Source organism: Streptomyces sp. NPDC051020 (assembly GCF_040683105.1).
Classification (GTDB): domain Bacteria; phylum Actinomycetota; class Actinomycetes; order Streptomycetales; family Streptomycetaceae; genus Streptomyces.
Window position 1 is genome coordinate 45,223 of the sequence record NZ_JBFBCG010000004.1, and the last position, 23,909, is coordinate 69,131.

Consider the following 23,909-nt stretch of genomic DNA (forward strand, 5'->3'; position numbering starts at 1 on the left):
CTGGTTCTCCTCTGTCCTGAGCTGGCCCCTGGTGTCCCTCCCGCACTAGCCCATCGCCTTGTCCAGGGCCCGCTCCACGTCGGCGATCAAGTCGTCCGTGTTCTCGGCGCCGACCGAGAATCGGATGAAGCCTTCCGGTACGGCGTCGCCGCCCCAGCGCGCCCGACGTTCGGCGGTGGAGCGCACGCCGCCGAAGCTGGTGGCGTCGTCGACCAGCCGCAGTCCGGCAAGGAAGCGCTCCGCGATCTCGCGGTCGGGCAGCACGAACGACACCACGGAGCCGAAACGTCGCATCTGACGCGCGGCGACCGGGTACGAGGGGTCGGTGGGCAGCCCGGGATACCGCAGCCCGGTCACCTCCTGCCGTTTGCCCAGCGCCTCGGCGAGAGCCAGCGCGGTCGCGCACTGCCGGTCGACGCGCAGCTCCAGCGTGGCCAGCGAACGGTGCGCGAGCCAGGCCTCCATCGGGCCGGGGATCGCCCCGGCCACCTTGCGCCAACGCCGGACACCCGCCGCCAGCTCCGGATCCCGGCACGTCACATGGCCGAGCAGGATGTCACCATGCCCGGTCATGCCCTTGGTGTCACTGGCCACGGAGAAGTCGGCGCCCCATTCCAGAGGGCGCTGGCCGAGCGGAGTGGCGAGCGTGTTGTCCACGGCCACCAGAGCGCCGGCCGCGTGCGCGGCGTCGATGACCCGCCGCAGGTCGCAGACGTCGAGCCCCGGATTGGACGGTGTCTCGATCCACAGCAGCCGGGCCCCTTCCAGGACCGCAAGCTGTCCGTCGCTCCCGGTCGGCGCGGTCCGCACCTCGACCCCGTACGCCTCCAGCTGCTCACGCACCAGGGGCAGCGCCTGATAGCCGTCGTCGGGCAGGACGACGGTGTCACCGGTACGCGCCCGCGACAGCAGCACCGCCGATATCGCCGCCATTCCGGAGGCGAACACCGTGGTCTCGACGGCCTCTCCCGGCGCTTCGAGCTCGCCGATGGCCCGTTCCAGATGGGTCCAGGTCGGGTTGGTGTCCCGTCCGTAGGTGTACGGACCGGTCGGCTCGCCGGAGAGATGGAAGTGCGCGGCGAAGACCGGACCGGGCAGGGTGGGTTCGTACTGCTCCGGTTCGGGAAGGCCTGCCCGTACCGCCCGGGTGCCGTCGCCCATGTTGCTCATGTTGCTCTCTGTTCTCTCTGGTCTGCGCGGCGTCGGATCAGTCCTCGTCGGGCAGGACCACGTTCAGTGCCCACGACACGATCGAGATGATGAGACCGCCGAGCACGGCGGTCCAGAAGCCGTGGACATGGAAGCTGAGATTGAACTGGCCCGCCAGCCAGGAGGTCAGCATCAGCATCAGCGCGTTCACCACGAGGGTGATCAGCCCCAGTGTGAGGATGAACAGCGGCAGGGTGAGCACCTTCACGATCGGCTTGACCACGAAGTTCACCAGCCCGAAGAGCAGGGCGACCAGGATCAGGGTGAGCACCTTGCGGCCGGTGCTGCCGCCCGACAGCGTGATGTCGTCCAGCAGCCAGATGGCCACGGCCAGCGCACCCGTGTTGGCGATCGTCTTGACTACGAAATTCTTCATGTGTCTGATCGTGGCAGACATGATCGGTGGCGGACACCGGCTGAACAGAAGCAGGGAGCGGACGGGCCATGAAGGCATTCAGGCTGGACGAACTGGAGGCGGAACGTGCCGCCAACGACGGCGCGTATCTGCAGTTCCTGCGGGAGCGGAACATGTCCGTCGGCCTGTACGCGCTGGACGCCGGCGAGCTCGACCCGCAGCAGCCGCACCAGCAGGACGAGGTCTACTTCATCATCAGCGGTCGTGCCTCGATCACCGTGGGCATGGAGACCACGCAGGTGGGCAGGGGAAGCGTGGTGTACGTACCGGCCGGGGTGGCCCACAAGTTCCACCACATCACCGAGGATCTGCGGGTCATGGTGGTCTTCTCTCCACCCGAGAGCTGAGCCTGGCTCTCAGGGATCCCTCGGGGTTCGATCAGGGGAGATCAAGGGCTCCGGAGCCCCCGTCGGCGACCCCCGCGCCTCTAGCATCGAGTCAGGTACTCACAGGAATGAGGTAGGGACGATGGCTGTGCGGGAGATATTCGCGGGGATGCCCTGGTGGGTGAAGTGGGTCGCGGTGCCCGTCATCGCGATCGTGGTGTTCGGCGGTCTGATCGCCAGCGTGATCGGGTTCGTGATCGGTCTGCTCTTCAAGGTCCTGGTGTTCGTCATCCTGGTCGGTGGCCTCGTTTTCGTCGTACGGAAGTTCATGTCTTCCTCGTCCTCGCGCGGCGACTGGTAGGGGCGGGCGGTCTCCAGTCGGGCGATTAGCCCAGCTGAGCTAAGCGCAGGATGAAACGACGCCCCCTGCTTATGCGGCCTATACAGTGGCAGTCCGCTGCCGCCGCCTGGGATTTAACTGTCCGTCACCGCTGTGCCCAGTGGTTTGTGCATACGTCCGGTCTCCGGACCTCAGGTTTGCGGCAGGACCGTGGGGGCGGCCCCCACGGACGGGCCGACCGCCCGTCGCCATGCCTGGGGGTGACTTTTGACCACGGCATCGAGCACCGCTGTTCCGACGTTGATCGGTTCGGTTCAGCGGGCGTTGAGGCTGTTGGAGGCTGTGGGCGCCCATCGGGACGGGGCGCCCGCGAAGCAGCTCGCACGGGAAGCGGGACTGCCTCTTCCTACCGCCTATCACCTGCTGCGCACCCTCACCCATGAGGGCTACCTGCGCCGCGCGAACGGTGTTTTCCTCTTCGGCACCGCCGCAGAGAGGCTTGTCGACGACGGCTGTCTGCAGAATCGTCGCAGCAGAATGACCCAGTCGCTGGCCCGCTGGCGCGACATCATCGGTGCGCCGGTCTACTGCGCCGTCTACCGTGACGGCGAGATCGAACTCATCGCGGTTGCTGACACCCCCGCGGCTCCCGCGGCGGACGAGTGGGCCTCGTTCCGGGAGACCGGGCATGCCCATGCGCTCGGTCAGTGTCTGCTCAGCCAGCTCGACGAGAAGGCCCGTGAGGACCATCTGGACCGTCACCCTGTGCGGCCTCTCACCCGCTATTCGGTGCGGGACCGACCGGCGCTTCTTGAGCGTTTGAGGTCGTTGGAGCGGATGGAACCTGTCATCGAACGACAGGAGTACGCCCTCGGGACGGTCTGCGCGGCCATCCCGATCACGGCCGGATTCACTGCAGCCGCCATGGCGATTTCCATGCCTCTCGAGCAGGAAGATCGATTGCTCCCCGCAGTCGAACGACTACGCGGCGAAGTGGCAAGCCTCTTGCGTTCGTTCGTGTTCTCTATCAGTATCTGAAAAATCACTCCTTGTGATCTGCTATCGCGTGCACCACGATGGCGTCAATAGGGCCATGGGGGATCATTCCTGGCCAGATTCAACTACTGCGGGGTTGGACGATGCGCGAGTCGGTTCAAGCTGAGGTCATGATGAGCTTTCTCGTTTCCGAGGAGCTCTCATTCCGTATCCCGGTGGAACTCCGGTACGAGGTGTGCGATCCGTATGCGATCCGGATGACCTTCCACCTGCCCGGCGACGCCCCCGTCACCTGGGCTTTCGGCCGTGAGCTGCTGCTGGACGGCCTCAACAGCCCCAGCGGCGACGGCGATGTGCACATCAGTCCCACGGAGCCCGAGGGACTCTCCGACGTACACATCCGGCTGCAGGTCGGGACGGATCGCGCCCTGTTCAGGGCCGGTACAGCGCCACTCGTCGCGTTTCTCGACCGCACGGACAAGCTCGTGCCCCTCGGGCAGGAGTGCACGCTGAGTGACTTCGAGGGCAGCCTGGAAGAGGCGCTGGGCCGGATCCTGGCCAAGGAACAGAACGCCGGCTGAGGAAGAACTGCGCGGACGGCCTACCGGCCGATCGAACGCCGTATCTGCCGAACGGGTGATATGTGCTCCGCGTCGAGGTGCTCAATGCCTCGCCCTGCGACGCCGGCCCCTCCCGCCCCGTACGGGTGCCGAAGCTCCTGCTTCCGCGCCGAGCCCTGTGCGGTCCGCGGAGACCACCAGCGCCGCGAGCACCGTCGTCACCGGAACCGAGGCGACCAGTCCGATCGAGCCGACCAGCGTCCGGACGATCTCCTCCGCCACGAGCTCGCTGTTGGCCACCGTCCCCACGCTGCTCTGCGCGATCGAGAACAGCAGCAGCAGGGGAAGCGCGGCGCCTGCGTAGGCGAGCACCAGCGTATTGACCACCGAGGCGATATGGTCGCGACCGATCCTGATCCCTGCGCGGTACAGCTTTCGCGCACCCATGGTCGGGTCCGCCTGGTGCAGCTCCCAGACCGCCGACGTCTGGGTGACCGTCACGTCGTCGAGCACACCGAGCGAACCGATGATGACGCCGGCCAGCAGCAGGCCGCTCATGTCGATGTGGGGGTAGAGGCCGTGGATCAGACCGGTGCTGTCGTCGGTGTTCCCCGTCAGGCTCGCCCAGCCGATGAAGAGCGAACCGAGCAGCCCGATCAGCAGCAGTGAGATCAGGGTGCCGATGACCGCGACCGAGGTGCGTGCGGTCAGGCCATGGCACATGTAGAGCGCGATGAGCATGATCGCGCTGGCCCCGACGACCGCGACGAGCAGCGGATTCGACCCCTGAAGGATCGCGGGGAGGATGAACAGGGTCAGTACGGCGAACGACACCGCGAGCGCGACCAGCGCCATCAACCCGCGCATTCTGCCGACGACGACCACTGCGAGAGCGAAGATCCCGGCCAGCAGCGCCATCGGGAACTTCCGGTTCACATCCGTCACGGAGTACTGCAGGTCATGGGGCGCGTCGGGGGCGTACGCCACAACCACGCCCTGCCCCTCGCGCAACTGCCGAGGGGCGTCGGGCTGAATGATCTCGACGAACGTGCGCCCCTTGTCGTGCCCGGCCGTCACCTCGACCGTGGCCTTCTCGCACAGCCCCGGTTCCTGACCGGTGCCCGCGTCCTTTGATGGCGTCGTGGTGCCGCCCGTGACCGGCGTCTGCGCGGCATTCACGTCCTTGCAGTCGACCTTGTCGACGTTCACCACCTTGCCCTGCTGGGTCTGCCGGTCGAAACCGACACCGGTGCGCTCGTGCGCGGGCGCACCGCCCGGCCAGAGAACCACCAGGCCGACAACGACCGCGGTGGCGAACGGGATCAGCACGCCCGCGATGACCTTGCGCAGATGTGCGGAGACCGGCGCAGCAGGGCCGTGGCTGTGCGAATGCCCGTGCTGATGGTCCTGCGATCCGGGGGCGCTCTTAAGGGATGTCACCGGGCGATCATCGCAAGAAGGAACAGGCCCTCTGTCCAGCACGCCGGAACAGGCGCTAGCGTGGTGGCACCTTTGCACACGCGGGAGCTCGGAGCACCGGGCTGAGAGGGCGCTGATATCCGTACATCCGTACGGGACAGGCTGCGCCGACCGCCGAACCTGTTACCGGGTAATGCCGGCGTAGGGAGTAGGTCTCATGACCACATCGGACGCACGCACGCCTGCCTCGAACCAGAGCGACGAGGCCGGCACGTCCATCGGCTGGCACAAGGGATACGTCCAGGGCTCCCGCCCGGACCTCCAGGTGCCGGTCCGAAAGGTGCACCTCACCAACGGCAAGGACGTGACGCTGTACGACACGTCGGGGCCGTACACCGATCCCGCCACCGAAACCGACGTACGGCGCGGTCTCGCACCCCTGCGGGAGAACTGGATCACCGCCCGCGGCGACACCGAGGAGTACGTGGGCCGCCCCGTCCGCCCCGAGGACGACGGGCTGGGGCACACCTCGCCGCGCGGACTGCGTAACCTCGACGCCGTCTTCCCCGGCCGTCCGCGCCGTCCGCGCCGCAGCCGCGACGGGCAGCCCGTCACCCAGCTCACGTACGCCCGCCGGGGCGAGATCACCCCGGAGATGGAGTACGTGGCGATCCGGGAGAATGTCGAACCCGAGGTCGTACGCGAGGAGATCGCGGCCGGCCGGGCGGTCCTGCCGGCCAACGTCAACCACCCGGAGACCGAGCCGATGATCATCGGCAAGCGGTTCCTGGTGAAGGTCAACGCCAACATCGGCAACTCCGCGGTCACTTCCTCCATCGAGGAGGAGGTCGAGAAGATGACCTGGGCGACGCGGTGGGGCGCCGACACGGTCATGGATCTCTCCACCGGCCGCAACATTCACACCACCCGCGAGTGGGTACTGCGTAACTCCCCCGTGCCGATCGGCACCGTGCCCCTCTACCAGGCCCTCGAAAAGGTCGACGGCAGGGCGGAGGAGCTGACCTGGGAGATCTACAAGGACACTGTGATCGAGCAGGCCGAGCAGGGCGTCGACTACATGACGGTCCACGCCGGCGTGCGGCTGCCGTATGTCCCGCTCACCGCCCGGCGCAAGACCGGGATCGTCTCCCGCGGTGGGTCGATCATGGCCGCGTGGTGCCTGGCTCACCACAAGGAATCGTTCCTGTACGAGAACTTCGAGGAGCTCTGCGAGATCCTCGCGACGTACGACGTGACGTACTCGCTGGGCGACGGACTGCGCCCCGGCTCGATCGCCGACGCCAACGACGAGGCGCAGTTCGCCGAACTGCGTACGCTGGGCGAGCTCAACTCGGTCGCCAAGCGGTTCGGCGTCCAGACCATGATCGAGGGCCCGGGCCATGTCCCGATGCACAAGATCAAGGAGAACATCGACCTCCAGCAGGAGATCTGCGAGGAGGCGCCGTTCTACACGCTCGGCCCGCTGACCACCGATATCGCCCCGGCGTATGACCACATCACCTCGGGCATCGGCGCGGCGATGATCGCCTGGTGGGGGACGGCGATGCTCTGTTACGTCACGCCCAAGGAGCACCTGGGCCTGCCCAACCGGGACGACGTGAAGACGGGCGTCATCACCTACAAGATCGCGGCCCACGCTGCGGACCTCGCCAAGGGGCATCCAGGGGCGCGGGACTGGGACGACGCACTGTCGGACGCGCGGTTCGAGTTCCGCTGGGAGGACCAGTTCAACCTGGCACTCGACCCGGACACGGCACGGGAGTTCCACGACGAGACGCTGCCGGCCGAGCCGGCGAAGACGGCCCACTTCTGCTCGATGTGCGGCCCGAAGTTCTGCTCGATGAAGATCAGCCGAAGCATCTCGGAGCAGTTCGGCGGCGACGGGCCCACGGCGACCGAGGCCGAGATCGCCGAGGGCATGATGAAGAAGTCGGCGGAGTTCGCGGCCGCGGGCAACCGGGTGTACCTCCCGCTCACCGACTGAGTACGCCGTACTGGAGCGGCCCGCACCCCCCCGGAAACTGCCGGGGAGCCGCGGGCCGCTCCACCGGCCACCCGCCGGGTGTCGGTGGGAGCCGTTACGTTTCTCGCGTATGCAGGCCGCAGGCGGAGACGCGCCGGGCCGCGGCGGCCGGTCAGTCAGGTTCGTGTTCCGGGCCGCCGAAGTCCGGGCTGGTGAAGTCCGGGCTCGTGAACGACGGGCGGGGCCCCGCCGCCGGCCCCTCGTCCGGCCCCGTGAAGTCCGGTCTGCTGTAGCCGATCTTCGGGATGCGGTGGGCCGACGGGTGCGGGGTGCGCGACGCGGCGCCTGCGGTGGGATCGGCGAGTGCATCGCGCAGGAACGGCAGGATGCCGCGCTCCAGCAGCGCATGACGCCAGGCCTCCCTTGCGCGCGCCACCTCCTCCGGCAGCTCGTCCTCGGCATCCTCGGCGGGCAGCGCGGTCGATCCGTTGCGCAGCGCCGTGATGAGCAGTCCGACGGCGGCGGCCAGTATCGCGGCCGCCGTCACCGCCGCGAAGAACCACCCGGCGGCGACCATGGTGTCGGCGAATGAGGGGGGCCGGCTGAGCATCTTCAGCAGATAGCCGACCAGCAGGAAGATCAGTGCGGCGGTGCCCGCGAGCATCGGCGCCAGGACCGTGACGACCGCCCCTATCCCGGCGCCCGGCCGGTCCGGATCGTCCGCGTCGGAGCCGAGGCCCGAGCCCTGGGCGGAGTCGGCGGCCGGTGCGCGCAGCTCGTTGCGAGCCTTCACATAGTGGTCGTACTCGGTGGCCGCCGCCGTGGTGATCAGTGCCGTGGCGTTCAGTGCCATGGTGCGCAGCTGTTCCGCGTTGAGCCGTTCGCCGACTCCGGCGAGATCCGGTCGTTCGTGAGCGTGACGCAGCGCGTCGCCGAGGATCCGCTCGTACTCGGGTCGGTCCTCGGCCAGCAGGTGCGGAGCGCTGTTCATGTGCATCCCCCGATGCTCCGTTGGGCCTGACTACCCGCACTGGCCGGACAGTTGGGCGGAAACGGAGGAGAGCCTGCTACTGATACGCCGATGGTAGAGCGCCCACGGCACGGGGTGACAGGGGGTTTCCGTAAATAGGCCCAGTGGTCGGCGTGGTCAGGTCGTTGATGCGTCTTCCCCGAAGACCGTCAGTCATGCAACGGCAGCTGGACGACCAGTAGCTTTCCGGCCATGGTCACGCCGCCGTCCATGGCGATCGCGAGCCCGTCCGCGTATACGTGCGGGCCCTCCACCACGGGGCCGGCGCTGTCCTCGCCGTCCTCCGAGCCGACCTCGCCGAGGAGATACGGAATGGGGCTGTGACCATGGACGATGCGCTGTCCGCCGTAGGCCGCCATCAGCTCCTGGACCGCCTGCGGACCCGCCTCGTCGCGGAAGGCGAACCGCTTGGTGAGCTTACGGAAGAGGTCCCAGCACTCATCGGCGTCGTTACGCGTGAGAATGGCGTGCACGGTGTCATTGACGTCCTCGATGGTGGAGCCGTAATCGAGGTACGCCGTCGTGTCGGAGTGCAGCAGCAGATGCCCGTCCTCCTCGACGACCGCGTCGAGCCGGGACATCCACTGGAGGTGGTGGTCCTGGAGCCGCTCCATGTCGTTCTTCTGGCCGCCGTTGAGCAGCCAGGCGGCCTGGAACGTGGCGGTGCCGGCCCCGGAGTTCACCGGCGTGTCGCCGAACCGCTTGGCGCCGATGAGCAGCAGTTCGTGGTTGCCCATCAGGGCCTTGCAGTAGCCGCCCGCGGCCGCGGCCTCGGCGGACAGGCGCATGACGAGTTCGATGACGCCGACGCCGTCCGGACCGCGGTCGGTGAAGTCACCGAGGAACCAGAGCCGGGTGTTGCCCGCGGCCCACTGCCCCTCCGCATCGATGAGCCCCTGTTCGGCCAGGGCGGCGTGGAGTTCGTCCAGATAGCCATGGACGTCGCCGACGACGTACAGCGGTCCGAGCCCCGGGTCCTGGGCGGGCCGAGGGTCGGGGACGGTCTGAACCCGGACGGTGTCACGGTTGATCACGGGAAGATCGCGCGCGGTGGGCGTGTAGCCCTCCGGCTCGTCCGCCGGAACGGCACTGCCCGGATGCGGCGCCGCGGGCGGCACCGGAGTCTGCGCATAGGGCGGCACGCGGAAGTCACGCAACGTCGCCGTCCGCACCACGGGTTCCTGACCGGCCCCCTGTGTCATCGACCCCTCCACCACCGTCGCGCCGCCGTACACCTGACGGGCCCTGCTGGTCGGGGTGGTCCGCGGTGTCGTGCGCCCATCATAGGAATGCGGATCGTGCTGTGTGACGCACCAGGGGTGGTGAATCCGGGCGCACGTGGGGTTCACCGATTGATTTGTCTTAATTGCGCTGATCAGTCCCCTGAAGGGGACCGCGGGGCGCTGACCGTGGTGCGGGGCGGACGGCGTTGCGAGGACGTCCGCACGATGAGTTCTGTCGGTATGACCTGTTCCACCGGGCCGTCCTGGTCGACGCCTTCGATGGCGTCGATGAGGAGCTGGACGACCGCCGTACCGATCCGGCGCGGTTTGAGCGAGAGCGTGGTGATGGGCGGCTCGGTCGTCGCGTACACGGTGGACTCGCTGCAGCAGACGAGCAGGAGGTCCTCGGGGACGCGCAGACCGTACCGGCGGGCGGCCGCCAGCAGATCGGTGCCATTGGGATCGAAGAGCCCGTAGACGGCGTCGGGCCGGTCCGGGCGGGCGAGTAGACGGTCGGCGGCGACCGCCCCCGCGCACGGGTCGTGGGCGGGATAGGACTCGTACACCGGGTCCTGGCCCACGCGCTCGCACCAGTGGAGGTACGCGGTGGTGGAGAGGCGGGTGTACGTGTCGGTGGTGGTGCCGGTGAGCAGGCCGATGCGGCGGGCCCCGGCGGCGGCGAGATGGTCGAGGAGGTCGAGCACGGCGGCCCGGTGGTCGTTGTCGACCCAGGCGGTGACCGGGAGGGTCCCGGCCGGGCGGCCGTCCGAGACGACGGGCAGCCCCTGCCGGACGAGTTCGGTGACGACCGGGTCCTGGTCGGAGGGGTCGATGACGACAGTGCCGTCGAGAGCGACGTTCGACCAGACGTCATGGCGTGAGGTGGCGGGGAGGATGACGAGGGCGTACCCGCGGGCGAGCGCGGCGGAGGTGGCCGCCCTGGCCATCTCCGCGAAGTAGGCGAATTCGGTGAAGGTGAAAGGTTCATCCCCGTACGTCGTCACGGTCAGGCCGATGAGGCCGGACTTGCCGGTACGGAGGGTTCGGGCCGCGGCGGACGGGCGGTAGCCCAGGCGCTCGGCGACCTCACGGACGTGGCGGCGGGTGGCGTCCGGGAGCCTGCCCTTGCCGTTGAGCGCGTCGGAGACAGTCGTGATGGAGACCCCGGCGGCGGCGGCCACATCACGGATTCCCGCTCGTCCCTGCCGGCCGCCGCGCCGGGGGGTTTCCGTCCGGCTTACCTGGTGCTTCCCTGCTGCTGTCATGGCGAGCCGATAGTAGGGCTCGCGCGGACGGTTGGCCCGGCCGCATATTCACATGTCGACAGGCACGTTTCTGCATGGTCACCTGGCGATAAATGCCTTGCAAAACAAGGATGTTGGCGGGTTTTACCGTGGTGTGTCATGGATTGAGGAGGATGGTCCTCCTCAACGGTCGATGTTTCGAAGAGGTCTCAACTCACCTCTTCGGGGACGCGCGCCACGGAGTGAGCCACCGGCGCGCGCCGGTACGAGGAACGCCCCCCCGCATTCCTGGGCCCACCGGACGATTCCTCAGCTCAGCCATTCGCAGCGGCGCGCAATCCTCATAAGGTGAGCAGTATTGATGTGTGCGACGGTCGAGGAGGACCTGCGGTGAGCGAGACGAGCCCCAAGCTGCGCGCCGAGCTGGACGGCGTCCCTGCCTATGTGCCGGGCAGGCCGGCGGCGGCCGGCGGACCGGTCGCGTTCAAGTTGTCCTCCAACGAGAACCCGTATCCGCCGCTGCCCGGGGTGATGGAATCCGCCCTGGCCGCGGCCGCGAACTTCAACCGCTATCCGGACATGGCGTGCACCGGTCTGATGAACGAGCTGGCCGACCGGTTCGGTGTGCCCGTCTCGCATCTCGCCACCGGCACCGGTTCCGTCGGGGTGGCGCAGCAGCTGCTCCAGGCCACTTCGGGTCCGGGCGACGAGGTCATCTACGCCTGGCGCTCCTTCGAGGCGTACCCGATCATCACCCAGGTCAGCGGAGCGACCTCGGTGAAGGTTCCGCTCACCGACGGCGAGGTGCACGACCTCGACGCGATGGCGGACGCGATCACGGACCGCACGCGGATGATCTTCGTCTGCAACCCGAACAACCCGACCGGGACGGTGGTGCGCAGGGCTGAGTTGGAGCGGTTCCTGGACCGCGTGCCGGGCGATGTGCTTGTAGTGCTGGACGAGGCGTACAAGGAGTTCATCCGCGACGTCGACGTGCCGGACGGCATCGAGGTCTACCGGGACCGGCCCAATGTGGCGGTATTGCGGACGTTCTCCAAGGCCTACGGTCTGGCCGGCCTGCGGGTCGGGTTCGCGGTGGCCCACGAGCCGGTGGCGGCGGCGCTGCGCAAGACGGCGGTGCCGTTCGGGGTCAGCCAGCTGGCGCAGGATGCGGCGGTCGCCTCGCTGCGCGCCGAGGACGAACTTCTCGGCCGGGTCGGCTCCCTGGTCTGTGAGCGCGTCCGGGTGCACAAGGCTCTCGTGGACCAGGGCTGGGCCGTTCCGGAGTCCCAGGCCAATTTCGTCTGGCTGCGGCTGGGCGACCGTGCGGTCGACTTCGCCGGGTTCTGCGAGCGGGCCGGCGTGGTGGTCAGGCCGTTCGCGGGCGAGGGTGTGCGGGTCTCGATCGGTGAGGACGAGGCGAACGACGTGTTCCTGAGGGTGGCGGAGGCGTACCGCAAGGAGCTGTAGCGGCGCGTCCGGCCCGGGTGTACCGGAAGGCCCCGTACCTCTCGTTTCTCGGGGGTGCGGGGCCTTCGCGTGGAGCGTCCCGATAGGGGACCCCCCCTCGAACATCCCGAAAGCGTATGCGTCATAATGCTTGTGAATGTGAACGCGTTCACAAGCGTGCCCTGTTCCTCCAATGATCAGTCGGATTAACAGGGCAAACTGCCGCCGCGGTTACGGCGATGTAAGGAGAGACGACGTGGAGCTGGCTCTGGCGCCCGAGACCCTCGCGCGATGGCAATTCGGTATCACCACCGTCTACCACTTCCTTTTCGTTCCTCTGACGATCTCGCTCGCCGCGCTCACCGCCGGCCTGCAGACCGCCTGGGTGCGGACTGAAAAGGAGAAGTACCTCAAGGCCACCAAGTTCTGGGGCAAGCTCTTCCTGATCAACATCGCCATGGGCGTCGTCACCGGCATCGTCCAGGAGTTCCAGTTCGGCATGAACTGGTCCGACTACTCACGGTTCGTGGGCGACATCTTCGGCGCTCCGCTCGCCTTCGAGGCTCTGATCGCCTTCTTCTTCGAATCCACCTTCATCGGGCTGTGGATCTTCGGCTGGGACAAGCTGCCGAAGAAGATCCACCTCGCTTGCATCTGGATGGTCTCGATCGGAACCATCCTCTCCGCGTACTTCATCCTCGCGGCCAACTCCTGGATGCAGCACCCGGTCGGCTACCGGATCAACAAGGAACGCGGCCGGGCCGAGCTCACCGACTTCTGGCATGTGCTCACCCAGAACACCGCTCTCGCCCAGTTCTTCCACACCATCACGGCGGCCTTCCTGGTCGGCGGCGCGTTCATGGTCGGCATCGCCGCCTTCCATCTGGCGCGCAAGAAGCACATCCCGGTGATGCGCACCTCGCTCCGGCTCGGACTGGTCACCGTCGTGATCGCCGGTCTGCTCACCGCTGTCAGCGGTGACCTGCTCGGCAAGGTCATGTTCAAGCAGCAGCCGATGAAGATGGCCGCGGCCGAGGCGCTGTGGGAGGGACAGCACTCGGCACCCTTCTCGATCTTCGCGGTCGGAGACGTGGCCAAGGGCCACAACACCGTGGAGATCTCGATCCCGGGGCTGCTGTCCTTCCTCGCGGACGACAACTTCACTTCGTACGTCCCCGGCATCAACGACATCAACAAGGCCGAGCAGGAACAGTTCGGCCCCGGCGACTACCGGCCCAACATCCCGGTGGCCTTCTGGGGCTTCCGCTGGATGATCGGCTTCGGCATGGCGTCCTTCGGCCTCGGTCTGCTCGGACTGTGGCTGACGCGGAAGAGGTTCATGCTGCCACCGGGGCTGCGGACCGGTGAGGACGAAGTGCCGCACCTGGTCCTCTTCAAGAACAAGGCGCTGAGCCCAAAGCTCACCAGGCTCTACTGGATCGTCGCCCTGTGGACGCTCCTCTTCCCGCTGATCGCCAACTCCTGGGGCTGGATCTTCACGGAGACGGGCCGCCAGCCCTGGGCCGTCTACGGGGTGCTGCAGACGCGCGACGCGGTCTCCCCCGGCGTTTCGCAGGGTGAGGTACTCACCTCGATGATCCTCTTCACCCTTCTCTACGCGGTGCTCGCCGTGATCGAGGTCAAGCTGCTCGTGAAGTACATCAAGGCCGGACCGCCGGAACTCACCGAGTCCGACCTCAACCCGCCCACCAAGATCGGCGGCGACGACCACGACGCCGACCGGCCGATGGCCTTCTCCTACTGAGAGCAGAGGAGCTGAGAGATGGAACTCCACGACGTCTGGTTCGTACTCATCGCCGTCCTCTGGATCGGCTACTTCTTCCTGGAGGGATTCGACTTCGGGATCGGTGTCCTCACCAAGCTGCTGGCTCGTGACCGCAAGGAACGGCGGGTCCTCATCAACACGATCGGGCCCGTCTGGGACGGCAACGAGGTGTGGCTGCTCACCGCGGGCGGCGCGACGTTCGCCGCCTTCCCCGAGTGGTACGCGACGCTGTTCTCCGGGTTCTACCTGCCGTTGCTGATCATCCTGCTCTGCCTGATCGTGCGCGGTGTCGCCTTCGAGTACCGGGCGAAGCGGCCCGAGGAGCGGTGGCAGACCAACTGGGAAAACGCGATCTTCTGGACCTCGCTGATCCCCGCCCTGCTCTGGGGTGTGGCCTTCGGAAACATTGTCCACGGCGTGAAGATCAACGCCGACATGGAGTACGTGGGCAACTTCTGGGACCTGCTCAACCCGTACGCGATCCTCGGCGGGCTGGTCACGCTCTTCCTCTTCACCTTCCACGGCGCGGTGTTCGCGGGGCTCAAGACTGTTGGGGACATCAGGGAGCGGGCGCGGAGGCTGGCATTCAAGCTAGGGCTGGTCACCGCGGTGCTCGCCCTCGGCTTCCTGATCTGGACCCAGGCCGACCACGGCGACAGCTGGAGCCTGCTCGCGTTGATCATCGCCGTGCTGGCGCTGGTCGGAGCGATCGGTGCCGTCGCGGCGGGGCGCGAGGGCTGGTCGTTCGCGCTCTCGGGGCTGACCATCACGGCCGCGGTCGCGATGCTCTTCCTGGCGCTCTTCCCGAACGTCATGCCGTCCTCGCTGAACGACACCTGGAGCCTCACGGTCACCAACGCCTCGTCCACCCCGTACACCCTGAAGATCATGACCTGGTGCGCAGGGATCGCTACTCCCGTGGTGCTGATCTACCAGGGCTGGACGTACTGGGTGTTCCGCAAGCGGATCGGTACGCAGCACATCGCCGAAGCGCACTGACGCGCCGAGGACGCGCCCGGCGGATCGCGGCCGAGCCCGATCCGCCGGGCGCGTCCTGGGGACGGTCCGACACGTCCCGCCTGGTCCACCGCCCGAGCTCATTGGGGATGTTTCACGTGAAACCGATCGACCCGCGCCTCCTCCACTACGCCCGTGCCACCCGCCTCTTCCTGGCGGCCGTGGTAGCACTCGGAGTGGCCGGGGCGGCGCTGGTCATCGCCCAGGCCATGCTCATCGCCGAAGTCGTGGTGGGTGGGTTCGAGGACGGGCTGACCGTTACCGAGCTGCGGACCCCGCTGATGCTGCTGGCGGTGGTCGCGCTCGGCAGGGGGCTGGTCTCCTGGCTGACCGAGCTCGCTGCGTACCGGGCCAGTGCGGCGGTCAAGTCCGAGCTCCGCGGCCGGCTGCTCGACCGCGCCGCGGCGCTCGGACCGGACTGGCTGAGCGGGCAGCGCACCGGCTCTCTGGTGGCGCTCGCCACCCGCGGTGTCGACGCGCTGGACGACTACTTCGCGCGCTACCTGCCGCAGCTCGGGCTCGCGGTCGTCGTGCCCGTGGCGGTCCTCGCCAGGATCGTTACCGAGGACTGGGTCTCGGCCGCGATCATCGTCGTCACGCTGCCGCTCATCCCGCTCTTCATGATCCTGATCGGCTGGGCCACCCAGTCCCGGATGGACCGCCAGTGGCGGCTGCTCTCCCGGCTCTCCGGACACTTCCTCGACGTGGTCGCCGGACTGCCGACACTGAAGGTCTTCGGCCGGGCCAAGGCCCAGGCCGAGTCCATCCGCACCATCACATCGCAGTACCGCCGGGCCACTCTGCGGACTCTGCGGATCGCGTTCCTGTCCTCCTTCGCCCTGGAACTTCTCGCCACCCTGTCGGTGGCGCTGGTCGCCGTCACCATCGGGATGCGGCTCGTGCACGGCGAACTGGACCTCTACACCGGCCTGGTGGTGCTGATCCTCGCGCCCGAGGCATACCTGCCGATCCGGCAGGTCGGGGCGCAGTACCACGCCGCTGCCGAGGGGCTCTCGGCCGCGGAGGAGATCTTTGCGGTCCTGGAGACCGAGGTGCGGGCGGGCGGTACGGCGGACGTCCCGCAGTCGCTGAGGCTGGATCTGGAGGGGGTGACGGTACGGCACGAGGGCCGTACCGCTCCGTCACTGGACGGGGCCTCGCTGGTGGTCGAGGAGGGCGAGACCGTCGCCCTGGTCGGCCCGAGCGGTGCCGGGAAGTCCACACTGCTCCACGTGGTCCTGGGGTTCGCGGAGCCCGACGAAGGGCGGGTGCGGGTCGGTGGCGTGGATCTGGCGGCACTTGCGCCCGAGCGCTGGCGGGAGCGGATCGCCTGGGTTCCGCAGCGCCCGCATCTCTTCGCGGGCACGGTCGCGGAGAACGTACGGCTCGCCCGACCGGACGCGGACGACAGCGCGGTCACGGCGGCACTGCGGGACGCGGGGGCGTACGACTTCGTGGCGGACCTTCCCGACGGTGCGCAGACACTGCTCGGCGAGGACGGCGCGGGACTCTCCGCCGGCCAGCGGCAACGGCTCGCGCTTGCGCGGGCGTTCCTCGCCGACCGGCCGCTGCTGCTGCTCGACGAGCCGACCGCGAGCCTGGACGGCGAGACGGAGGCCGGGATCGTCGACGCGGTACGGAGGCTGGCAGCGGGGCGGACCGTGCTGCTCGTCGTGCACCGGCCGGCGCTGCTCGCGGTCGCCGACCGGGTGGTGGCACTGGAACCGGGCGTGGCACCGGAACACGCGGCAGCAGCGGAGCCGGTCGGGGTGGACGGACCGGCTCGCGCCTCCGATGACGTACCCAAAGGCACGGGGGAACCCGAGACGCTGCGGGAGACCGCGGCACGGTCCGGCCAGGTGCTCGCCCGGGTCCGGGAGGCCGCAGGGGCACACCGCGGACAGCTGGCGCTTGCGCTCCTGCTGGGCAGCCTCGCCCTGGGCTCGGCCGTCGGGCTCATGGCCGTCTCCGGCTGGCTGATCTCCCGCGCCTCCGAACAGCCCCCGGTGCTCTATCTGATGGTCGCCGTGACCGCGACCCGTGCTTTCGGGCTCGGCCGCGCCGTCTTCCGCTACGCCGAGCGTCTCGTCTCGCACGACGCGGTGCTCAAGATGCTCGCCGAGCTGCGCGTCGCCGTGTACCGCGGGCTGGAACGCGTCGCGCCGGCCGGGCTGGCCCGGACCCGGCGCGGAGACCTGCTGTCCCGGCTCGTCGCCGATGTGGACGCGCTGCAGGACTACTGGCTGCGGTGGCTGCTGCCCGCCGGGACCGCGGCGGTCGTGGGGGTGGCGGCCGCCGGGTTCACCGGCTGGATGCTGCCCCAGGCGGGCGTCGTGCTCGCTGTCGGGCTGCTGCTGGCCGGGGTCGGGGTGCCGCTGGTGACCGGCGCCTGCGCCCGCCGCGCGGAACGTCAACTGGCACCCGCGCGAGCCGATCTGGCCACCCGGATCACCGATCTGCTCGGCGGGACCGCCGAACTGACCGTCGCGGGCGCCCTGCCCGCGCGTTCGGCGCGGACCCGCGAGGCCGACGGCGTCCTGACCCGGATCGCGGCCCGGGCGGCAACGGCCACCGCGCTCGGGGGCGGGCTCTCCGCCGCGATCTGCGGTCTGACGGTTGTCGCTGTCGCGCTCGTCTCCGTGCCGGCGGTTCTCGACGGGCGGCTGGCGGGAGTGGAGCTCGCGGTGGTGGTGCTCACCCCGCTCGCCGCGTTCGAGGCCGTGACCGGCCTGCCGCTCGCCGTGCAGTACCGGCAGCGGGTCAAGCGGAGTGCGGAGCGGGTGTACGAGGTGCTGGACGCCCCGGTGCCGGTACTCGAACCCGCCGCCCCGGCCGATCCACCCGCCTCTCCCTTCCCGCTGGAGGTACGCGGGCTGGCGGCCCGGTACGCAGGAGCGTCGCGGGACGCCCTGGACTCCGTCGACCTGACGCTGACCGCCGGGCGGCGCATCGCCGTCGTCGGCCCTTCGGGCTCGGGGAAGACCACCCTCGCGCAGGTCCTGCTCCGCTTCCTGGACGCGCGGTCGGGGACGTACCGGATCGGTGGTGTGGAAGCCTCCGCACTGGACGGCGACACGGTCCGGCGGTTCGTCGGGCTGTGCGCCCAAGACGCCCATGTCTTCGACAGTTCCATCCGGGAGAACCTGCGGCTGGCCCGCACCGGCGCGACGGACGACGAACTGCGGGGCGCCCTCGCACAGGCACGGCTGCTCGACTGGGTGCAGGCGCTGCCCGACGGGCTCGACACGCTCGTCGGCGAGCATGGCGCCCGCCTCTCCGGCGGCCAGCGGCAACGGCTCGCGCTGGCCCGCGCGCTCCTCGCCGACTTCCCCGTACTCGTCCTGGACGAGCCCGCCGAACATCTCGACCTGGCGACGGCAGACGCCCTGACGGCAGATCTGCTCGCCGCCACCCGGGGCCGCACAACGATTCTGATCACCCATCGGCTGGCGGGGCTCGAAGCGGTCGACGAGGTGGTCGTGATGGACGCGGGCAGGATCGTGCAGCGCGGTCCGTACGCCGACCTCGAGACGGTGGAGGGGCCGTTGAGCCGGATGCTGGAGCGCGAACAGGAGACCGTACGGATCCCGGCTCCCGCAGGACGGGTGTAGAAGCACCCGGGCAGGCCCGCCGGGCAGGGGCCGGAGCGGTGTGCCGGACCACCGGCCGACTTTCCTCCCCAAAAGGGGCTAAGACTGACCGGCACATGGGGGGCGGCGTCGCGGGGCTGGGTGCGCACATCTGCGGCGTTGTCGTCAGTCAGCAACTCCCCCATGGCCCGAAAGGCAGGGGAGGGGCCCCCTTCGCGTTGCCTCCCTCCTCCGTCTTGCAGTCGCACGCACCCAGCCCCGCTCCTTCTCCCACCCCCCATGTGCCGGTCGGTCTCACTAGGCTCTGGGTATGCCAGAGCCGGACCCGAAGGACTCACTCGAAGCCGCGACGCAGGCGACCCGCAGCCTGCAGGGTCTGTCCACCGAGCTCACCGCCCGCGTCCCGCAGCTGCTGGAAGCCATGCGCTCCGTCGGCACCGGTCTCGAACTGCATTCCACCCTCGACCGGATCTGCGAGACCGCTGCCGAACTCGCCCACGCCCGCTACGCCGCCATCGGCGTCGTCGACACCAACGGCAAGGGACTCTCCGGCTTCCTCACGTACGGGGTGTCGGAGGCGGTGGAAGCCGAGATCGGACACCGGCCCGGCGGTCAGAGGGGATTGCTCGGCGCACTCATTCACGACCCGGCACCGGTGCGGCTCGCAGATCTGACAGCCGATCCGAGGTTCGTCGGATTCCCCGCCGGCCATCCACCGATGCGGACTTTTCTCGGGGTCCCCATCCGCGTACAGGGAGAAATCTTCGGCAACCTCTATCTGGCCGAGAAGGAGGGCGGGGGCGAGTTCAACGACTACGACCTGCACATGGTGCGGGTGCTCGCCACGGAGGCAGGGATCGCCATCGGCAACGCCCGGCTCTACGAGGCGGCGCGCCAGCGCGAGCGGTGGATCGACGGATCGGTGGCCGTGACCACTGCGCTGCTCTCCGGCGGGGACGCGGACGACGCGCTTGCCGTCGTCGCCGAACAGGCCCGCAATCTCGCCGCCTCCGCTGCCGGGATCGTGCTTCTGCCGGCTGAGGAGGGCGGTCTGGAGATCGTCGCCGTCTCCGCCGACAGCCCGTCCGCCTCGCTCGGGATGATCATCGGTCCGGAGAACCCGGTGGCAGCGAAGCTGCTGGCCGGTGAGGCGGTCTTCATGGACGACTCGGCCACCGACTCCCGCATGATCACCAGGCTCGCCCACCAGTTCGGCCCGAGCATGCTGCTGCCGCTGCACAGCGGTGGGCGGGTGCTCGGCGCGCTCGCCACCCCGCGCGCCCGGGGCGACCGGCCGTTCACCGCGACCGAGCGGACGCTGGCCACACAGTTCGCCTCGCAGGCCGCACTCGCGCTGATCATGGCCGAGGCGCAGCGGGACCGGGAGCGGCTCGCGGTCTACGAGGACCGCGACCGAATCGCCCGCGATCTGCACGACCTGGTCGTCCAGCGGCTGTTCGCCACCGGGATGATGCTGGAGAGCGCCCAGCGCGGGTCGGTCGTACCCGAGGTGCAGACCGGAGTGGGGCGGGCCGTGGACGAACTGGACGTGACGATCCAGGAGATCCGCACCGCGATCTTCGCGTTGCAGCAGGAACCGGCCGAGGCGCCGTCCGGGCTGCGGGCCCGCGTCCTGCGCGAGATCAACATGGCGGCCGTCCCGCTGGGCTTCAAGCCCTCGCACCGCTTCCTCGGCCCGGTCGACTCGCTGGTCGGCGAGCTGACCGGCAAGAACCTGATCGCGGCGCTGCGGGAGGCGCTCTCCAACGCCTTCCGGCATGCCGAGGCGTCCTTGATCGACGTGGTCGTCGACGCGACCGTCACGCTGCCCGACGGACGCGACGCGGTGCGGCTGTCGGTCGCCGACGACGGCGTGGGTATTCCGGAGGGCGGGCGGCGCAGCGGGCTGCGGAACCTGGCGCGCCGGGCGGAGTCGCTGGGCGGGTCGAGCTGGTTCGGGCCGGGCCTCGGCGAGGACGGGGGCGGTACGACCGTGGTGTGGGAGGTGCCGCTCTGAGGGCCTCGTCGGAGTTCGGGCCGGGGATCCTTCAGCTCTGGCTGAGGTACTTCCGGCGCTCGGCCACGAGCCGCTCGATGACGATCGCTACGCCGTCCTCCTCGTTGGTGACGGTCCGCCCGGAGGCGGCGGCCACCGCGGCCGGGTGGGCGTTGCCCATCGCGTACGAGGTGCCCGCCCAGCTCAGCATCTCCACGTCGTTCGGCATGTCCCCGAAGGCGACGACCTCGGCGGGCGAGATGCCGCGCTCGGCGCAGCACAGCGCGAGGGTGCTGGCCTTGGAGACGCCGAGTCCGCTGATCTCCAGCAGGGCTGTCGGGCTGGACCGGGTGAGGGACGCCCGGTCACCGGCTGCCGTGTGTGCGACGGCGAGGAAGTCGTCCGGGGCCAGTTCGGCGTGGTGTGCGAGGAGCTTCAGTACAGGGGCTCCGGCGCCCGGCGTCTCTTCGTGGAGGAGCTTCTCGGCAGTGGCGACGGTGGCGCCCGGGTCGAGATGGAACGGCGGGTAGGCCGGTTCGTAGTGGATGCCGGTCGCCAGCTCGACAGCGAACGAGGTGCCCGGAGCGGCCGCGCGCAGGGCGTGGACGACATCGAGGGCGGCGGCGCGTTCCAGCGGGCGGACCTTGATCAGCCTGCCGCCCGCATGCAGGTCGGCGATCGCGGCGCCGTTCGCACAGATCGCCAGGCCGTGGCCGTGGACATGGTCGCTGACGACGTCCATCCAGCGGGCCGGGCGGCCGGTGACGAAGAAGACCTCGATCCCGGCCTCCTCGGCCGCGGCCAGCGCCGCGACCGTGCGGTCCGAGACGGTTTTGTCGTCGCGCAGCAGAGTGCCGTCCAGGTCGGTGGCGATCAGCCGGGGAGCGGCAGGCAGAGGCGAGTCGGTAGCTGAGGTCACCCGGCCATTCTCCCGTACAAGGGAGCGCGGGTGTGCGGAGGGGCGCGCATGTGAGGATGCGCGCCCCTGGCCAGGAGAACACGCCTGACGCATGTCAGGGGCAATGAGAAGGGCAGCCGGTGGTAGACAGGCCGGGGAGGAGCCGCTCACCTTGTCCCAGACAGGATCGCTGCTGCCTGGGAAGCCCTGATCGAAGCATGAGGCTGTGACGCTCCGGAGTTACGGGGAGACACGTCTGAGTCCGACGTAGGCTCGGTGGCATGAGCCTGCGCCTGAGCACCGTGATCCTGCCCGTCGACCGCTGGCACGAGGGAGGCCGCGTCACGTGGCAGCGCGCCGAGGAACTCGGCTTCCACGCCGCGTACACCTACGACCACCTGTCCTGGCGCAGCTTCCGGGATGGCCCCTGGTTCGGTGCGCTGCCCACCCTCACCGCCGCCGCCACGGCCACTGACCGGCTGCGCCTGGGCACCCTTGTTACGTCACCTAATTTCCGCCACCCGGTGACCCTCGCCAAGGAGCTGATCTCGCTCGACGACGTCTCCGGCGGGCGGATCACCCTCGGCATCGGGGCCGGCGGCAATGGCTTCGACGCCACGGCGCTCGGGCAGGAGGCGTGGACGCCGAAGGAGCGGGCGGACCGCTTCGGCGAGTTCGTGCCGCTGCTCGACCGGCTTCTCACCGAGGGCGCGGTCTCGCAGCGGGGCGACTTCTACACGGCGGTGGAGGCGCGGAACATCCCCGGCTGCGTCCAGCGGCCGCGGCTCCCCTTCGCGGTGGCGGCGACCGGCCCGCGCGGCCTGAAGCTCGCCGCGCGGTACGGGCAGGCGTGGGTGACGACCGGTGACCCGAAGCTGTACGAGGAGGGCACGTCCGAGCAGTCGGTCGAGGCGATCCGGGGCCAGGTCGAGAAGCTCGGCAAGGCGTGCGCGGAGATCGGCCGGGACGTGACGGAGCTCGACAAGATCCTGCTGCACGGCTTCACCCCGGACCGGGGCCGGCCGCTGGAGTCCGTGGACGCCTTCGTCGACTTCGCCGGGCGCCACCGCGAGCTCGGCTTCAACGAGATCGTGATCCACTGGCCGATCGCGGACTCCGACTTCGCCGCCGACCAGACCGTCTTCGAGGACATCGCTACCGAGGCCCTCGCCCAACTGGGCTGAATGTCGATCACTGCTCAGCCGGCGCGATGGATGGCCACGGGAGCGCGCCGCCTGGGCTCGTTGGCGCTGCCACTGCCTCACTGGCTTCGCCACGTTGAGCCGGTGAGCCAACGGCCCCGATGCGGCAGACCGGCGCCTTCGATGGCCAGTCTGCCGCGTTGGCCGGAGGTCGCGTTCGTGCTCCTGCCTCAGTTCATCCAGCCCTTTTCGTGCGCGAGGAGCGCGGCCTCCACTCTGTTGGTGGCGCCGAGGCGGCGCGCGGGAACGGCGCACCGACGAAGAGTCGGAAGTCGCAGGTCAGGCCGCGACAGGTGAAAGAGGCTTGCCTGAGGTGACGAGGGTGCCCAGGCGCAGCCGCTCGGTGGCGGCCGCCGCGGCGATCAAGGTCGGCACCGCGCCGAACCACGGCCCGTCGCGGAAGGTCCGCCACCGAATCGGTGATGACGAGGGTGCCTGGGGAGGTTCGGCGGGAGACCTGGTCGGCGCCGATGTCATCGGTGGCCCGCACCTCAGGATCGAATGCGTGGGCCATCTCGCGGATCGCGGGGACGTCGATTTCGGCGCCGATGCAGTGCGGACGGCCCATGAGGGCATTCACGCCGGATGGGGAGCCGACGCGGATCCGGGCGCCGCCGGGAGGGCGGGAGGGACGGGCAGACGACGGCCGGGGGCGGGCAGGCCGGGTTCAGCCGGGAAAGCGGAGGAACTCCGGCGGTACGGAGTCGGTCAGCCAGACCCCGTTCGCGCTGACGTAGAAGAGGTGGCCGGCGCGGTGCATTGCGCCCGCGTCCACCGAGAGGATCACGGGCCTGCCGCGTCGGGCGCCGACGCGGGTAGCCGTCTCACGGTCGGCCGAGAGGTGGACGTGGAGCCGGTTCATGGGGCGGAGCCCCTCGGTGCGGATCGCGTCGAGGGCGCGGCCCACAGTGCCGTGGTAGAGGTACGCGGGCGGCTGGGACGGAGACAGACCGAGGTCCACCGGGACGGTGTGGCCCTGGCTCGCCCGAATGCGGTCGCCTTCGATCGCGTAGCGCTGTTTGTCATTGGCGGCCACGACATGGTCGAGCTCGGCACGGGTGATGGGGAAGCCGTGCCTGGCCGCCGCCCGGAGGAGCTCATCGATCGTCACCCAGCCGTTCGGGTCGAGACGGATCCCGATCCGCTCGGGCTGGTGCCGCAGATGCTTTGCGAGGTACTTGGACACCTTGACGGTACGTCTTTCATCCATCCGGCCAGAGTGCCT

The 23,909-nt window shown here is 69.2% G+C and carries 19 protein-coding genes, 1 pseudogene and 1 riboswitch; of the genes and pseudogenes, 11 read left to right on the top strand and 9 right to left on the bottom strand.

The genetic code is table 11. From position 1 onward, the window contains the following. Positions 1-45 precede the first annotated feature (45 nt). Both AB0N06_RS03535 and AB0N06_RS03540 read right to left on the bottom strand, forming a co-directional pair. Positions 46-1,170 (bottom strand): cystathionine gamma-lyase, encoded by a 1,125-nt coding sequence (locus AB0N06_RS03535; protein ID WP_366133103.1) that lies wholly within the window; start codon positions 1,168-1,170, stop codon positions 46-48. A gap of 37 nt (positions 1,171-1,207) precedes the next feature. Continuing rightward, positions 1,208-1,585: a phage holin family protein gene (locus tag AB0N06_RS03540; protein WP_366133104.1), complete on the bottom strand. Its 378-nt coding sequence runs from the start codon at positions 1,583-1,585 to the stop codon at positions 1,208-1,210. A 68-nt stretch (positions 1,586-1,653) separates the two neighbouring features. On the opposite strand from AB0N06_RS03540, the gene AB0N06_RS03545 reads away from it, so the two are divergent. The 4 genes from AB0N06_RS03545 to AB0N06_RS03560 all read left to right on the top strand — a co-directional run bounded on the left by AB0N06_RS03545 (position 1,654) and on the right by AB0N06_RS03560 (position 3,867). Continuing rightward, the gene (locus tag AB0N06_RS03545; protein WP_366133105.1) at positions 1,654-1,971 is read left to right on the top strand and encodes a cupin domain-containing protein; all 318 of its coding nucleotides are present in this window, start codon (positions 1,654-1,656) and stop codon (positions 1,969-1,971) included. 127 nt (positions 1,972-2,098) lie between these two features. Continuing rightward, positions 2,099-2,311, top strand: a complete 213-nt coding sequence (locus AB0N06_RS03550) for a DUF5326 family protein (protein ID WP_345512737.1) — start codon at positions 2,099-2,101, stop codon at positions 2,309-2,311. Positions 2,312-2,557: 246 nt separating this feature from the next. After that, on the top strand, positions 2,558-3,328 hold the full coding sequence (locus AB0N06_RS03555; protein ID WP_366133106.1) for a helix-turn-helix domain-containing protein: 771 nt from the start codon (positions 2,558-2,560) through the stop codon (positions 3,326-3,328). A gap of 101 nt (positions 3,329-3,429) precedes the next feature. Then, positions 3,430-3,867: an SsgA family sporulation/cell division regulator gene (locus AB0N06_RS03560; protein ID WP_037702202.1), complete on the top strand. Its 438-nt coding sequence runs from the start codon at positions 3,430-3,432 to the stop codon at positions 3,865-3,867. Between the two features lie 81 nt (positions 3,868-3,948). Here the strand turns inward: AB0N06_RS03560 and AB0N06_RS03565 are convergent, their stop codons facing one another. Next, positions 3,949-5,286, bottom strand: coding sequence for a YibE/F family protein (locus AB0N06_RS03565; RefSeq protein ID WP_366133107.1), 1,338 nt, complete (start codon positions 5,284-5,286; stop codon positions 3,949-3,951). Between the two features lie 70 nt (positions 5,287-5,356). After that, a riboswitch (TPP riboswitch) is annotated at positions 5,357-5,490 on the top strand. Here AB0N06_RS03565 and thiC point away from each other — a divergent pair. Continuing rightward, on the top strand, positions 5,483-7,270 hold the full coding sequence (gene thiC, locus AB0N06_RS03570; RefSeq protein WP_366133108.1) for a phosphomethylpyrimidine synthase ThiC: 1,788 nt from the start codon (positions 5,483-5,485) through the stop codon (positions 7,268-7,270). (Overlaps the previous riboswitch by 8 nt.) A gap of 151 nt (positions 7,271-7,421) precedes the next feature. Here thiC and AB0N06_RS03575 read toward each other — a convergent pair whose 3' ends face one another. The 3 genes from AB0N06_RS03575 to AB0N06_RS03585 all read right to left on the bottom strand — a co-directional run bounded on the left by AB0N06_RS03575 (position 7,422) and on the right by AB0N06_RS03585 (position 10,767). Continuing rightward, on the bottom strand, positions 7,422-8,246 hold the full coding sequence (locus AB0N06_RS03575) for a hypothetical protein (RefSeq protein WP_366133109.1): 825 nt from the start codon (positions 8,244-8,246) through the stop codon (positions 7,422-7,424). A 182-nt stretch (positions 8,247-8,428) separates the two neighbouring features. Beyond that, positions 8,429-9,481 carry a metallophosphoesterase gene (locus tag AB0N06_RS03580; protein WP_366133110.1) on the bottom strand — a complete coding sequence of 351 codons (1,053 nt, stop codon included), beginning with the start codon at positions 9,479-9,481 and terminating at the stop codon, positions 8,429-8,431. 173 nt (positions 9,482-9,654) lie between these two features. Then, positions 9,655-10,767 carry a LacI family DNA-binding transcriptional regulator gene (locus tag AB0N06_RS03585; RefSeq protein WP_358856609.1) on the bottom strand — a complete coding sequence of 371 codons (1,113 nt, stop codon included), beginning with the start codon at positions 10,765-10,767 and terminating at the stop codon, positions 9,655-9,657. Between the two features lie 369 nt (positions 10,768-11,136). Between AB0N06_RS03585 and hisC the strand changes: the two genes are divergently transcribed. The 5 genes from hisC (at position 11,137) to AB0N06_RS03610 (ending at position 20,605) form a co-directional block, all read left to right on the top strand. Further along, a complete protein-coding gene (gene hisC, locus AB0N06_RS03590; protein WP_366133111.1) occupies positions 11,137-12,216 on the top strand; it encodes a histidinol-phosphate transaminase in 1,080 nt (359 codons plus the stop codon). 235 nt (positions 12,217-12,451) lie between these two features. Then, positions 12,452-13,960: a cytochrome ubiquinol oxidase subunit I gene (locus AB0N06_RS03595; protein WP_366133112.1), complete on the top strand. Its 1,509-nt coding sequence runs from the start codon at positions 12,452-12,454 to the stop codon at positions 13,958-13,960. An 18-nt stretch (positions 13,961-13,978) separates the two neighbouring features. After that, positions 13,979-14,980: a cytochrome d ubiquinol oxidase subunit II gene (gene cydB / locus AB0N06_RS03600; RefSeq protein ID WP_366133113.1), complete on the top strand. Its 1,002-nt coding sequence runs from the start codon at positions 13,979-13,981 to the stop codon at positions 14,978-14,980. A 116-nt stretch (positions 14,981-15,096) separates the two neighbouring features. Continuing rightward, positions 15,097-18,609: a thiol reductant ABC exporter subunit CydD gene (gene cydD / locus AB0N06_RS03605; RefSeq protein ID WP_366133114.1), complete on the top strand. Its 3,513-nt coding sequence runs from the start codon at positions 15,097-15,099 to the stop codon at positions 18,607-18,609. A gap of 289 nt (positions 18,610-18,898) precedes the next feature. Next, on the top strand, positions 18,899-20,605 hold the full coding sequence (locus tag AB0N06_RS03610; protein WP_366133115.1) for a GAF domain-containing protein: 1,707 nt from the start codon (positions 18,899-18,901) through the stop codon (positions 20,603-20,605). A gap of 31 nt (positions 20,606-20,636) precedes the next feature. On the opposite strand, the gene AB0N06_RS03615 is transcribed toward AB0N06_RS03610, so the two are convergent. After that, a complete protein-coding gene (locus AB0N06_RS03615; RefSeq protein WP_366133116.1) occupies positions 20,637-21,503 on the bottom strand; it encodes a Cof-type HAD-IIB family hydrolase in 867 nt (288 codons plus the stop codon). A gap of 260 nt (positions 21,504-21,763) precedes the next feature. Between AB0N06_RS03615 and AB0N06_RS03620 the strand changes: the two genes are divergently transcribed. Then, entirely contained in the window at positions 21,764-22,666 is a 903-nt protein-coding gene (locus AB0N06_RS03620; RefSeq protein ID WP_366133117.1) for an LLM class flavin-dependent oxidoreductase, read from the top strand. A 327-nt stretch (positions 22,667-22,993) separates the two neighbouring features. Here the strand turns inward: AB0N06_RS03620 and AB0N06_RS03625 are convergent. Continuing rightward, positions 22,994-23,101 (bottom strand): annotated as a pseudogene (locus tag AB0N06_RS03625) (LLM class flavin-dependent oxidoreductase); the annotation flags it as partial. A gap of 250 nt (positions 23,102-23,351) precedes the next feature. Continuing rightward, on the bottom strand, positions 23,352-23,894 hold the full coding sequence (locus AB0N06_RS03630; protein WP_366133118.1) for an RNA 2'-phosphotransferase: 543 nt from the start codon (positions 23,892-23,894) through the stop codon (positions 23,352-23,354). Positions 23,895-23,909 lie beyond the last annotated feature (15 nt).